The sequence below is a fragment of the Deinococcus sp. HSC-46F16 genome (genome assembly GCF_024171495.1).
In the GTDB taxonomy this organism is placed as follows: domain Bacteria; phylum Deinococcota; class Deinococci; order Deinococcales; family Deinococcaceae; genus Deinococcus.
In genome coordinates this window covers 93,047-105,981 of the sequence record NZ_JALJZW010000004.1, presented here as the reverse complement: position 1 = coordinate 105,981, position 12,935 = coordinate 93,047, and the positions used below count along the sequence as shown (strand labels likewise).

11 protein-coding genes are annotated in these 12,935 nt (G+C 73.8%); 6 read left to right on the top strand and 5 right to left on the bottom strand.

What is annotated here, in order from left to right; translation table 11 throughout:
- Positions 1 to 24: 24 nt before the first annotated feature.
- From L1280_RS09790 to L1280_RS09775, 4 genes are read right to left on the bottom strand one after another with little or no spacing between them, the layout of a single operon-like run.
- Positions 25 to 861 (bottom strand): 1,4-dihydroxy-6-naphthoate synthase, encoded by an 837-nt coding sequence (locus L1280_RS09790; protein ID WP_253582004.1) that lies wholly within the window; start codon positions 859 to 861, stop codon positions 25 to 27.
- A 46-nt stretch (positions 862 to 907) separates the two neighbouring features.
- Positions 908 to 1,819 carry a bifunctional riboflavin kinase/FAD synthetase gene (locus L1280_RS09785; RefSeq protein ID WP_253582003.1) on the bottom strand — a complete coding sequence of 304 codons (912 nt, stop codon included), beginning with the start codon at positions 1,817 to 1,819 and terminating at the stop codon, positions 908 to 910.
- Positions 1,816 to 2,340 carry an NUDIX domain-containing protein gene (locus tag L1280_RS09780; RefSeq protein WP_253582002.1) on the bottom strand — a complete coding sequence of 175 codons (525 nt, stop codon included), beginning with the start codon at positions 2,338 to 2,340 and terminating at the stop codon, positions 1,816 to 1,818. Before L1280_RS09780 ends, L1280_RS09785 begins: the two co-directional genes overlap by 4 nt.
- Positions 2,337 to 3,962 (bottom strand): histidine kinase N-terminal 7TM domain-containing protein, encoded by a 1,626-nt coding sequence (locus L1280_RS09775; protein ID WP_253582000.1) that lies wholly within the window; start codon positions 3,960 to 3,962, stop codon positions 2,337 to 2,339. Before L1280_RS09775 ends, L1280_RS09780 begins: the two co-directional genes overlap by 4 nt.
- Before the next feature lie 231 nt (positions 3,963 to 4,193).
- On the opposite strand from L1280_RS09775, the gene dgt reads away from it, so the two are divergent.
- Positions 4,194 to 5,351, top strand: coding sequence for a dGTP triphosphohydrolase (dgt, locus tag L1280_RS09770; protein WP_253581998.1), 1,158 nt, complete (start codon positions 4,194 to 4,196; stop codon positions 5,349 to 5,351).
- 36 nt (positions 5,352 to 5,387) lie between these two features.
- Here dgt and L1280_RS09765 read toward each other — a convergent pair whose 3' ends face one another.
- Positions 5,388 to 5,753: a hypothetical protein gene (locus L1280_RS09765; RefSeq protein ID WP_253581996.1), complete on the bottom strand. Its 366-nt coding sequence runs from the start codon at positions 5,751 to 5,753 to the stop codon at positions 5,388 to 5,390.
- Between the two features lie 240 nt (positions 5,754 to 5,993).
- Between L1280_RS09765 and L1280_RS09760 the strand changes: the two genes are divergently transcribed.
- The 5 genes from L1280_RS09760 to L1280_RS15755 all read left to right on the top strand — a co-directional run bounded on the left by L1280_RS09760 (position 5,994) and on the right by L1280_RS15755 (position 12,755).
- Complete coding sequence (locus L1280_RS09760; protein ID WP_253581995.1) at positions 5,994 to 6,548, top strand: hypothetical protein; 555 nt, start codon at positions 5,994 to 5,996, stop codon at positions 6,546 to 6,548.
- A 154-nt stretch (positions 6,549 to 6,702) separates the two neighbouring features.
- Positions 6,703 to 7,113: a hypothetical protein gene (locus L1280_RS09755; RefSeq protein WP_253581994.1), complete on the top strand. Its 411-nt coding sequence runs from the start codon at positions 6,703 to 6,705 to the stop codon at positions 7,111 to 7,113.
- On the top strand, positions 7,110 to 7,844 hold the full coding sequence (locus L1280_RS09750; protein WP_253581992.1) for a fimbria/pilus periplasmic chaperone: 735 nt from the start codon (positions 7,110 to 7,112) through the stop codon (positions 7,842 to 7,844). The genes L1280_RS09755 and L1280_RS09750 overlap by 4 nt, the downstream gene beginning before the upstream one ends.
- On the top strand, positions 7,822 to 10,065 hold the full coding sequence (locus L1280_RS09745) for a hypothetical protein (protein ID WP_253581990.1): 2,244 nt from the start codon (positions 7,822 to 7,824) through the stop codon (positions 10,063 to 10,065). The genes L1280_RS09750 and L1280_RS09745 overlap by 23 nt, the downstream gene beginning before the upstream one ends.
- 101 nt (positions 10,066 to 10,166) lie before the next feature.
- Entirely contained in the window at positions 10,167 to 12,755 is a 2,589-nt protein-coding gene (locus L1280_RS15755; protein ID WP_371922904.1) for a hypothetical protein, read from the top strand.
- The last annotated feature ends 180 nt before the right edge of the window (positions 12,756 to 12,935 follow it).

The following is a 12,935-nucleotide window of genomic DNA, read 5'->3' as shown; positions in this document are numbered from 1 at the left end:
GCCTAAACGCCGGGCGGGCGGCCCTCATTCCTGCACGAAAAGGGGAAGGTTCGAGGGCCGCGCCGCCCCCACCGCCACCGCCCGGCGGTACAACTCGCGCACGGCCCACTCGCCTTCCTCGCCCACGTCGCGCGAAAAGTCGTTCACATACAGGTCGATGTGCGCCTGCATCACCTCGTCGCTCATCTCCAGCGCGTGCTGCCGAATGTAGGCCTTGGGCTCGGCGGGGTGCGCGTAGGCGTACTCCAGACTCTCCCGCACCGCCGCATTCAGGCCGCGCTGCACCCCTGGCGGCAGGTCGCGCCGCACCAGAATCGCCCCCAGCGGGAGGGGCAGCCCCGTCTCGCCCTCCCACCACGCGCCGAGGTCCATCAACTTGACCAGCCCATGGTCCTGATAGGTGAAGCGCGACTCGTGGATGATCAGGCCCGCGTCGTACTCACCCCGCGCCACGGCGGGCATGACCTCGTCGTAGCGCATCGGCGTGAGCTGCACCTCCGGGTAGGCCAGCCGCAGCAGCAGGTCGGCGGTCGTGAGGTTGCCCGGCGAGGCGACCCGCCTGCCGTTGAGGTCCCCCAGTTCCTCCCGCGCCACCACCAGCGGCCCCACGCCCCGCCCCAGCGCCCCGCCCGAGCGCAGGGCGACGTAGCGGTCCATCACCTCGAAGTAGGCGCGGTAGCTGATCTTGGTGACGGGGAGGCGGCCCTCCCGCGCCCACTCGTTGAGGGTTTGCACGTCTTCGAGCCGCTCCTGCACCGGCAGCGGGGCGGGCACCCGCCCCGCGTGCAGGGCGTAGAAGATGAAGGTGTCGTTGGGGCAAAAGGAGTAGCCGAGGTCGAGGGCGGCGGGAAGGCTGGTCATGGGTCCAGGCTAAAGCTGGGCCAGACGGCAGATGCCCTCTCCTGGGCTACTCCACGTCCCGCAGCGCCTCCCGCGCCGCCTGCGCGTCCCGCCCAATCTGCGCCTTCAGCTCGTCCAGGCCGCTGAACTTCTGTTCCCCACGCAGGCGGGCGAAGAACTTGACGCCCACCTCCTCGCCGTAGAGGTCCCCCTCGAAATCGAGAAAATGCACCTCGAAGCGGCGCTCGGTCCCGTTCACGGTGGGCCGGAAGCCGACGTTGGCCACCCCGTGGTGGCGCTGCTGATTGCCTGGCCCGCGCTCGGTGATGGCGACGACCGCGTAGACGCCCAGGGGGAGAGCCTTGCCCTCCGGCACCTGAATGTTGGCGGTGGGCCAGCCGAGCTGGCGGCCGAGTTTGTCGCCGGGGACCACCACCCCCTGCGCGTCGTAGTGGCGGCCCAGCAGGCGGCGGGCACCCTCCACGTCGCCCCCGCGCAGATACTCGCGGATGCGGGTGCTCTTGATGTCCTCGCCGCCGAGCTGGTGCATGGGCACCGTCACCACGTCGCGGGTCACGCCGCGCAGGTCGTCCACGCCCCCCGCCCGCCCACGCCCGAAGTGGAAGTCCTCGCCCACCACGACCGCGCGGGGCCGCAGCGCCCGCAGGTCTTCCAGAAAGGCCTCCTTGGGCCGGGCGGCGAACTCGCGGGTAAAGGGCACGGCGATGGTCTCGTCGATGCCGTAGCGGGCCAGCAGTGCCAGCTTCTCGGGCAGGGTGGACAGGAACTCGACCCCCTGGGTCAACACGCGGGTGGGGGGATCGAAGGTGTAGACCACCGTGGGGACCCGGTGCACCCGCCCCCGCTCCTTGAGCTGCGCGAGCAGCGCCTGGTGCCCCAGATGCACCCCGTCAAAGGAGCCGACCGCCACCACCGTCTCGGTGTCGGGGCGCCCGGTGGGGGACACGTAGGTTTTCATGGGCGCCGCTCCGCGAGGCGCTGAAGGCCGTAGAGGGCCGCCGCCACCGTGCTCGCGCTGCCGTGCAGGGTGCCGTCCCGCAGGCCATCCAGCACCTCCTGCGGCGGCATCCACACGACCTCGATCTCCTCGTCCTCGTCGTGGGGGAGGCGGCTCTCGCGCAGGTTCTCAGCGGCGAACACGTACAGCAACTCGTCGCAGAAGCCGGGGCTGGAATAGAAGCGGGTCAGCAGGGTCATCTCGCCATCCAGTCCCACCTCTTCCTGAAGCTCGCGGCGGGCGGCCTGCTCGGGGGTCTCGCCCTCGTCGATCAGGCCCGCCGGGGCTTCCAGCGTCACCCCGCCGATGGCCCGCCGGGGCTGGCGCACCAGCAGCATCTCCCCGGCGTCGCTCAGCGCCAGCACCGCCACCGCGTCGGCGTGCCGGACGACCTCCCACTTGCCCTGCAGCCGTTCCAGCCGCACGACGCGCCCGTCGTAGATGACCTGCGTGTCCGCGCTCCCCGCCGCACCCTCGTTCATGGGGGGCACTCTAGAGCAGGCGCCTCCGGGGATGTGCCCTCCGGGGCGGGAGCGGGGGCCACCCGGCACTGGTTGCGGCCGCCCTCCTTGGCGGCGTACAGCGCTCCGTCGGCGGCGAGCAGCACCCGGTCGGGGTCGGTGCCGTGCTCAGGCGCCGCGGCGATTCCCAGGGACAAGGTGACGGGCACCCGCTCGCCGTCCACCGCGACTCCCCGTGACGCGATCGCCTGCCGCCAGTCTTCCGCCCACGCGAGGGCGGCGTCGGTCCCCCTGCCCGGCAGCAGCACCACGAATTCCTCGCCCCCGTAGCGGCAGACCGTTTCGCCGATCTGCGCGGCCCCCGCGAGGTGGCCCGCCACCGCCCGCAGCACCGCGTCGCCACCCGCGTGCCCGAGCGAATCGTTGACGCCCTTGAAATGGTCGATGTCCAGCAGCACCACGCTGAACGGCTGCCCCCGCAAGGCTTCGAGCGCCCCGCTGAGGTAACGGCGGTTGTGCAGCCCGGTGAGGGGGTCCCGCACGCTCTGCTCGCGCAGCTCGGCTTGCAGGCGTTCGATCTCGGCGAGGCGCACCTGAAGCTGCTCGTGCGCCTGACGCAGCGCGGCCTCGGCCCGCCGCTGCCGGGTCACGTCGCGCCACACGATGACCTGCCCCTGCGAGTGGCCCCGCCAGTCGCGCAGGTGCGAGACGCGCACCTCCAGGGCGCGGCCGTCCACGGTCAGCTCGGTGTCGCCCTCGTCCAGCCCGCCGCGTGAAGCGAGCGCCACACTCCAGTGCTCGAAGACCTCGGCGGCCGGGCGCCCGATGGGCGAGCGCCGCGTGGGATCCGCCAGCCGCCGAGCGGCGGCATTGAGGTCCACCACCCGCTCCTGCGCGTCGAGCACTACCACGCCCTCGCCCATCTGTTCGACGAGCAGGTGCCGCGCCACCGGCACGAGATCAAACAGCCGGAATCCCAGCAGCCCCCACAGGAAGACCAGCGCCGTCGCCATAAACAGCATGGGGGTGAGGTCGAAGTCCGGGGAGGGCCGCTCTCCCAGCACGCTCACGAAATTGACCCCCCACGGCACGCACAGCCCCGCGAGCAGCACCCCGGCCTGCCACCGGTAGACGCCCGACGCCCGCAGCCAGAATTGCCCCAGGGCCAGCGCACTCAACCCCACGAGCGCGTAGCTGTGCAGCACCACCACCCGGAACCACGGCCCCCCGGCCAGCCGGGTGTGGAGGTCTTGCGCCGCGCCGCTGCCAAACAGCAGCCCGCCGGGGTCGCCGAGCAGCAGCAGCCCCCAGGTGAGCCCCGGCACCGCGAGCAGCGAGGCCCAGGCCAGCCGCGTCATCGGGCGGCCCGGCTGGGTGAACTCGCGCGTGAGCCGCCACACGAGGGCGGGTACCGCCACCACCCCGAAAAAGGTGGCGTCCAGCCAGAAGACCGGGCCGGGCGGCGCGGCCAACCAGTGCAGGGCGTAGGTCAGGGTCCACACCGCCAGCGCGAGCAGCAGCAGGGTCAGGGGGATGGCCCCCGGCGCCCGGCGCCGCCGCCACGCGAACCGCGCCGTGAGCAGCGCGGCGAGCGCCGAGCCCAGCAGCCACGTCGCGAAGGAGGACGCCAGGGCGTCGGTCACGGCCCGGCCCGCCGCACGGCCGCCCGCGCCCGGCATGAGGCCCCGCGTCCGGGCGGGCGCGGCAGCCGTCTGGAAAAAAGGAAGATGGTCATGGGGATGGTCCCGGTGGGGCGGGCCAGGCAAGGCTCCCGGCTCGCTCCCCAGTATGCCGGACGGTAACCGTGCCCGGCCCCACCGTCCGGGCAGGCGCGGGGCCGCACCCTGCCCCGTCCGCTCTGCCACAATCCCCCCATGTTCACCCGCGCCGACCTGGAGGCCCGCGAGGCGGCGGGCCTCGCGCCGTACGCCACCCTCAGCCGCGCCGCGCGGGGCCGCGCCTTTCCCGAGCCCGAGAGCGGAACGCGGACCGCTTTTCAAAAAGACCGCGACCGCATCCTGCACACGACGGCCTTCCGGCGGCTGGAGTACAAGACGCAGGTGTTCGTCAACGTGTCGCTCAGCGGCGGGCAGGGGGACCACTACCGCACCCGGCTGACCCACACGCTGGAGGTCTCACAGGTCGCCCGCTCGGTGGCCCTCACCCTGGGACTCAACGAGACGCTGGCAGAAGCCATCGCCCTCGCGCACGACCTCGGGCACCCTCCCTTCGGACACGCGGGCGAGCGGGCGCTGAACGCGCTGATGGAGGAGCACGGAGCCGCTCCCAACAACACGTTTGACCACAACTCTCAGGCCTGCCGCATCGTGACCGTGCTGGAAGACCGCTACCCGGACTTCCGGGGCCTGAACCTCACCCGCGACACCCTCGACGGCCTGAACAAGCACCGCCGGGCAGGACTGGGGCCACCCAGCCTGGAAGCGCAGCTCGTGGACGCTGCCGACGCGCTCGCCTACACCGCCCACGACCTCGACGACGGCCTGCGCAGCGGCCTGCTGACCCCGGAGGACCTGACCGAACTGCCCCTCTGGGCCGAGCTGCTCTCGCGGGTGCCCCCCGCTTCCCCCTCCCTCACCGAGCGCGACCGCCGCACCCTGCACCGCGAGTTGCTGGGCTGGCTGATCGACGACCTGACGCGGGCGACCCACGCGGCCATCGTGGAGAGCGGCGTGCGGACCCCGGAGGCGGTGCGGGCCTTGCCGGAGCGATTGGTCACCTACAGCCCCGAGATGCGTGTGCGCCTGCGCGAGACGGGCGACTTCCTGCGCTCGCGGCTCTACCGCCACTGGCGGGTGGAGATGCAGGTCGAGCAGGGCACCCGGCTGCTGACGGGCCTGTTCACCGCGCTGCTCTCGCGGCCCTCCATGCTGCCTCCCAGCGTGCGTGCCCGCGCCGAGGAAGGCGGACTCCCCCGCGCTGTGTGCGACTACGTCTCCGGCATGACCGACCGCTACGCCGCCGAGCTGCACGCGGCGCTGCGGCCCCCGGTGCCGGGCGCGGGGTGGCGCTAGGGCTTCCCGGCCCAGTCAGCTCCCGGCCCAGTCAGCTCAGTCGAACCAGAAGACGCGGACGCCGCTCTCCGCCTCGGCCCGCACGGGGAGCGCGGGCTGCACCACGTAGTCGATCAGCTCGGCTCCACCCGCCTCGCGGCGCACCGCTTCGAGCCGCAGCGGCCCCAGCGCCCGCACGGCGGCGGGCATGCCCGGCAACAGCCGGGGTTCCTGCGGAGCCGCCGCCCCCGCCGTGCAGCGCAGGGTCAGGCGCCCCGGCCCGAGGTGCGCGACCTCGCAGACCTCCTGAACCTGGGTCCGCACCTCGACCCGCAGCGCCGCGCTGCCCGCCTGGGCTCCCGACGTCGCCAGCAGCCCCGTCGTCAGCAGTCCTGCCACCATTCCCCACACACCACGCGTCATGGGCCGACTGTAGGGTGCCAGCCCTCACAGGGCTATGACGGGCTTCACGTCCGGCCGCCGACCCGCCGGGCACCTCAGGCCATTAGCCTGCATTAGTTCCCATTAGCCCGGAAAGTTGACTTTAATTTTTGAGATTTCGCACAATTTTGGCACGGCAGAACCGGGAGAGAGGGTCTTCAGCAAGGGCTGGGCGGGTCCAGCGCTCTGGAGGAGCGGCCTTGTCTGCCAAAGGAGTGGCGCATGAAGAAACTGGGCATGATGCTGGTGGTGGGCGGCACGCTTTTGGGTCAGGTGCAGGCGCAGAGCGCGTCGGGCGGCACCCGGTTCGTGGACATCGGGCAAGACATCATTGTCAGTGTGTACAACGTCTGCACCTTTGCGGGCAGCAACAACGCCATTGACAGCGAGTTCGACCGCAACAACACCGCCGACCCCATCACCTTCGACTACCGCGCCAATCAGGCCAGCTCGGGCAGCGGCCAGGTGTTCAACATCCGCTGTACGGCGGGCACCCCTGTCCGGGTCACGCGCGGCGGCGAAGGCGGCGACGGCAGCGAACTCGGCACCGGCGAAAACGAGTCCGAGACCACCCTCCAGAAGGTCGGCAACGCCAGTGCCACGCCGCTGCGGGTGATTCTCAACGAGCGGCTCAACATGACCATGAGCGACGGGACCAACACCAGCCCCGACCGCTACGTGCTGCGCCTGAACGTCCGGGCGCCCGCCGGACAGTTCGGGGTGGAAAAGGGCGACTACGCCAAGACCCTGGTCTACCGCTTCGAGTACGACGAGTAATCTCCCCAGACCCAGGTCCCGCCCCTGCCCCCCCGCGGGTAGAGGCGGGTCTTTGCGCCCCTCCCCGGCCGTATGAACGTGAAAGCCGCCCCCCTCTCTGTCCCCGGTGTCTTCCACGCGGCCTTCGTCTCCCACCCCCGCCCAAGGAGTGCCCATGCCCCTATCCCTGCTTTTGTCTCCCGTGCTGGCGCTGTCGGCCCTGGCCGCGCCGGGCGGCACCCCGGAAGGCTGCGCCCTGAGTGCCTCGCTCTCCCTGCCCCCTTACGGTGCCGCGCAGGGCGTGCAGGGCGAGTTGCAGGTGCAGGTGCGCTGCTCGGACGCGGCGCAGCGCTTTCGGCTGAGTTGGCCGGGCGCGGCGGTCAACGGCCCGGCGCTGGAGGTCACGCTGGGCAACGGGCTGCGCCTGACCCTGCCCGGCGCGGCGGCGGAGCTGGCCGGGGCGCGGAGCTTCGTGGGCACCCAGCTCCTGCGCCTCCCGGTGCGGGCAGACGCCGGGCAGTGGGGCGTGCGGCACGGCCCCGCCAGCCTGCCGCCCCTCGTGCTGACCGGCGGAGGGGCGCGGTGAGGCGCCGGGGAGTCCTGGGCACCGCGCTGGCCCTGGGTCTGGGGGCCGCGCTCGCGCAGCCGCTGAACTTCTCCATCGCGCCGACCTCCTTTCAGATCGAGTCGAGCAAGACGCTCTCGGGGCAGACGCGCTTTACCAACGTCAGCACCCAGCCCGCCGTCTTCACGGTCAGCGCCGTGGGCTGGGTGCGGGTGGGCGGCGAAGACCGGCTGACGCCCACCCGCGACGTGCTGGTTTCGCCCAGCCGCTTTGTGCTGCAGCCGGGCAGCAGCCAGGTGATTCGGGTGGCGGTGCAGCGCCGCCCCGGCGCGGACGAGCTGACCTACCGGGTGATCGTGCGGCAGGTGCTCCCCGAAAAGGGCGAGTTGCCTCCCGGCCAGGAGGTCAGCGCCCGGCTCGACAGCCTGCTGGAACTCAGCCTCCCGGTGTACGTGGTGCCGCCGGGGGCCGCGCCGCGCATCGGCTACCGCGTGGTGCGCAGCCCCGACGGCAAGGACCTGACGCTGGTGCTCTCCAACACCGGCAACCGCAGCTTCGTGCTGCGCGGCCTGGAGGTGACGGCCGGAAGTGACCCGGCCCGCAAGGCGGCCGGGGTGCCGCCCAGCTTCCTGATCTTCCGGGGCAACGAGTACCGGGTGCCGCTGGGCGGCTTCGGGGCCGAGAAGCGGGTCAACTTTTCCTTCCAGACGCCGGAAGGCCGGACCGTCCGTGAAACCGCCGAACTGCCCTGAGGGCGCGGCCGGGCGCGGCGGGTGCCCGCCCCGCGTCCGCCCCGGCGGCTGGCTGCTTGCCGGAGCCTTGCTGCTGGGCGCGGCCGGGGCTCAGGCGACCCAGGCGACGCCTCCTGCGGCGGCGCAGCCCTGCGCGGCCGAGCCCGAGGTCGCGTCGGTCCGCATCGCAGGGCTGAACCGGGGCGACTTTCCCGTGTGGCTGGTGGGAACCGAGGTGTGGGTGCCCGCCTCGGCGCTGCGGCCGGGCGAAACCAACTACGCCGAGGCCCGCGCCGAGTGCGGCGGGCAGGAGCTCGTGCGGCTCTCGCGCACGCTGGACGTGCAGTACGACCCGGCCGAACTCACCCTGACCGTGCAGGCGGCCCCCTCACTGCTGACGGGGGGCGAACTGGACTTTGCGGGCACCTTCGGCGAGCCGCTGCCAGGGCTGCCCGCCTTTTCGGTGGTCGGGCGCTTCGACCTGGGGCGCCCGGCGGGCGAGGACCTGTCGGGGCTGGTCGGGCTGGGCGCCAGCGTGCAGACGGGCCGCGTCCGCGCCGGGGCGGAGGTGACTGCCAGCGGCACCCTGACGGGCGAGGCGCAGGCGATCCGCCTGGGGGGCACTCTCTCGGCCGAGGCCGTGCTGGACGACATCTGGACGGTGGGCGGAGTGGTGCAGCTCGGGCCGGGGGGCCTGGGCAGCGGCTTCAGCGGGCTGGAAGTGCAGGCCCGCTCGCCGGAGGGCACGCTGGTGCCCGAACTCACGCTCGACCTGCCGCTGGAGTCGGTCGTGACCCTGCTGTACGACGAGCGCCAGATCGCCCGCTTCCGAGCGCCCGCCGGACGCTTCGTGCTGCGCAACCTCCCGTTTCCGGCGGCCGAGGGCGAACTGCTGGTGTTTTTGCAAGACGAGCGCGGCACCCGCATCGTGACCGTGCCCCTGAGCCGGACCCTGGTGCAGTTGCGCGAGGGGGCGTTCGCGGCGCAGGCGCAGGCGGGCGTGGAAAATGGGGCGCCCGTCGTGCGGGCGAGCGGCGCCTACGGGCTGACCGGGGCCTTGACCGTGCAGGGCCAGACCGAGCTGCGCCGGGACCGCCAGAGCGCTTCGGCCTCGCTGAGTGGCCCGCTGGGGCCGGGCCGGGGCCGGGTGGGGGTGGCGGCGAGCCGCAGCGACGCGGACGGCGTGGCAACCAGCGTGCAGCTTGGCTACGCCGCGCCGCTGGGACCCGTGAGCACCGTCGTGGACGTGGACCTGCCCATTTTGCCGCTTCAGGCCCCCGCCGTGTCGCTGGGGCTGAGCTACGCCGACTTGCGGGCGCAGGCCGCGCTGACCGGGAGGTACGACTTTGCTGTCCGTGAGGGCAGCGTGCGCTTGACCGGCAGCTACCGCCTGACTCCCGAATGGACCGTGCAGGGACAAGGCAGCTACCGCACCTCGGGCGGCTACGGGCTGGGCCTGGGGCTGACCTACCGCCTGCCCAGCGGGCTGGTGCTGGGGGCCGGGGCGGTGGCGGGGCAGGCGGCGCCCGGCGATTCCGGGGCGGGGGAGGGCCTCAGCGTGCGCGGCACGGCCTCTGCCCGGTACGGCGACCACGAGGTCGTGGTGTCTGGCCCTGGCCCCTGGGGCGTGCGCTACCGCAACACCGGGGTGTGGCCGCTGACCGTGGGGGCCGACCTGAGCGGCAATTTCACCGCGCAGGGCGAACTCGGCGTCACCTGGACGGGGGGGCGGCTGCTGCGCGGCGTCTCCACCGAGGGCGTGGCGCTGCTGGTCCGCACCGGGGTGCCGGGGCTGGCAGTGCGGGTTTCGGGCGGCGCCCTGCAACGGGCCGACGCGCGGGGCGACCTGTTCTTCACCGGGCTTCCGGCGGGCGGCAACGTGGTGCTGTCGGTGGACGCCGCCTCCCTGAGTTTCGAGGTGAACGTCGCGGACAGCGAGCGTCCCCTCAAGCTGGGACTGGCGGGCGTGTCGCTGTACGACTGGAGCGGCAATTTCCAGCTTCGGCGCTGGGTCCGTTTCCAGTGGGCCGACGGCGCCCCCGCCGCCTACGCGGTCGTGACCGTCGGCGGCCAGACCTACTCGGCCGACCTCGACGGCAACGTGCTGATTGACCGCCGCTTCGCGCCCGGCCTCCCGGTCACCCTGCGCAGCGAGGACGGTGCGCGGCGCTGCACCCTGGCCCTCGCCGAGGGGGAAGCGCAGCGCTGTCCGGCCGAGTCTGGTGGGGGCCAGGCCCCCTGAAGTCTGGCCCCGGCCCGCCCTTCGTCTGACGACACCTTCATGAAGCTCCCAGTCCGTGCCTTGTGGCCATGAGGAGCGCGTGAGATGCCTATGCTGGGGAGGTGGACGCTTCCCCAGCTCCCGCCCTGTTCCTGCTCGGTCGCCCGGAGGTCCGGGGGACGGCGGGAGAGGTGCGGCTGTCCGGCAAGGGGCTGCTGCTGCTGGCCTACCTCGCGCTGGAGGGGCCGCAGGACCGGGCCACGCTGGCGGCGCTGCTGTGGCCGGAGTTGGCGCGGGCCTCGGCCCTGAACAACCTGCGGGTGAGCCTCAGCGGGGTGCGGGGGCGGTTGCCGGGCGTCCTGGAAGCGGACCGGGCGCGGGTGGGCCTCGCGCCCCTGTGGACCGACGTGGCGGCCTTCGAGGCGGCGCTGGCGGCGGGGGACCTCGCCGGGGCCGGGCGGCTGTGGCGCGGGCCGCTGCTTGACGGGGTGCAGGCGGGTCCCGGACCGCTGGGCACCTGGCTGGCCGGGACCCGCGCCGCCCTGAGGGTCCCGCAGGCGGCAGGCACCGGGAGCGCCGCCCCGCTCCCCACGTCCCGGCCCCTAGCGGGCCGCGAACTCGACCGGCACGCGCTGACCCGGCGGCTGGCCGAGTCGCCGCTGGTGGCCCTGCACGGCCTGGGCGGGGTGGGCAAGACGGCGCTGGCCCGCGACCTGGCCGCCGGATGGGACCGCGTCCCCGGCGCGGGGGGGGCGACCTACGCCGACCTGCACGGTGCCGGGAGCCTGGAAGAGGTGTTGGCGCGGGTCGCGCAGGCGCTGGGGGTGCCCGGCTGGCAGACCCTGGCCGAGCTGGGCGCCCACCTGCGGCGGCGGCCGGGGCTGCTGGTGCTCGATCACCTCGACGGGGTGCCGGGAGCGGCCGGGGTGGTGGCCGAGCTGCACGCGGCGGCGCCGGGGCGCCCGCTGCTGGCGGTGCGCCGCTCGCCGCTGGAGGTGCCCGGCGAGGGACGCTACCTGCTGCGGCCCCTGGCGACGCCGCCCCCGGCCACCGGGCACCTGGCTTGGGAGGAGGTCGTGGCCTACCCGGCCGCTGCCCTTTTCGTGGAGCGGGCGCGGGCGGTGCGGCCGGGGCTGATGCCCGACGCGGGGGCGGTCGCGGAACTCTGCGCGGCGCTCGACGGCCTGCCCCTGGCGCTGGAGGCGGCGGCGGCGCACTGCGCGGTGCTGACCCCGGCGGCGCTGCTGCGGCACTTGGAGCGCCCGCTGGAGGTGCTGCGCTCGGCGGAGTCCGGCCCGGCCGACCTCGCTGAGCGGCTGGCAGGCACCCTGGCCGCCGCCTGCCCCGCCGATCAGGCGCGGCTGCGGGCCTGCGCCGCGCTGTCGGGCGAGGCCACCTTGGAGGAACTCGGCCTGCTGCTGGGCGAGGCCCCCGGCACGCTGCTCCCGGCGCTGGAGCGGCTGTGCGCGGCGGGCCTGCTGCGCTGCGCCGACGCGGGAGGCCACAGCCGCTTTGCCCTGCCCCGGCTGGTGCGGGCCTTTTTGCGGGCCGGGCCGGGGGGGGAGGGAGCGGGGGACACCCTCACGCGGGCCGAGGTGGGGGCGCTGCTGAAGTTGCTGCTCGCCCGGCTGCCTGCCTGCGCGGCGCAGACGCAGCGGGGCCATGCGCTGGAGGCGCGGGCCACCCTGCTGCGGCTGGAGCCCGACCTGCGGGCAGCGCTCGCGGGAGCGCGGGAGGTCCCCGCCCTGCACGACTCGGCCCTGCGGCTGTGCCGCGCCCTGACCGGCTGGTGGTTGATGCGCGGCCACCACGCCGAGGCCCAGGCCTGGCTGGAAGCGTTCGGAGCCCCCACCCACGCCCCCCTCGCCTGGGCCGCCGTGCGGTGGGACCAGGGCGACCCCCAGGCCCCCCGGCGGTTGGAAGAGGTGTGGGCCGACCCCACGCAGCCCGCCCGGGACCGTGCCTGGGCGGCGGCGCTGCTGGCGGGAACCGGAAAGCTCCCCGCCGGGCAGCGCCGGGAGTGGTGGGGCCGGGCGCGGGCGGTCGGGGCGGAGGGGCCGGGGGGCGGCTGGGAGGACGCCCTGGGCACCCGGCTGCATGCCCTGGCCGCCGAAGACCCCGCCGAGCAGTTGTGCGGATTGCGGCGTGCCCACGACCTGTTCAGCGAGGTGGGAGACCCCTGGGGCACCACCGTCTGTGCCCTGGAAATCTGGGGGCTGCGCGGCGAGCACCGCGCCTCCGGGTCGCTGCACGAACGGGTCGGGGAAGCCCACGACCTGGGGCACCCCTGGGCGCTGGGCCTGAGCCTGCACATGCTGGGGGCATGGCTGCTGGAGTGCGGGCGCCCGGCCGAGGCCCTGCCGCTGCTGGCCGCCCAGCTCTCGGCCTGGCAGGAGTGCGGCTGGCGCTGGGGCGAGGCCCTGGCCCTGGGGCAGGCGGGCGAGGTCGCCGGAGCACTGGGGCAACGGGTGCTGGCCTGCCGCTTGCTGGGGCTGGCGCGGGCGCTGCGGCAGTCGGGCGGGTCGCCTCACGGCTCACCCCCCCTGCTCGCCCTGGACGCCCGATTGGCCGAGGTGCCCGCTGACCTGCGCCGCGCCGCCGAGCGGCAAGCCTGGCGTGAGGCGGCCCAGATCCCACCCGAAGCCTGCGCCCCCCAGGCCCACCTCTGGCTGCACGACCTGCGGCTGGCCGAGATGCCGGGGGGCGCCTGACCGCATCCTTCCGCCCGTCATCAATGGCGCGGCCAGTTTCCTCGCTCTCTGGAATTCACCGCTCTGGGATGGCGTTGCCGTCCACCCCCCTCTGCAAGCAGCTCCGCGAGTCCCCACCTCCCCCGCAAGGGGGGAGGGGTTTGTTGCGTTCTACACGCGGTTCTCTGATGGCATCACGTC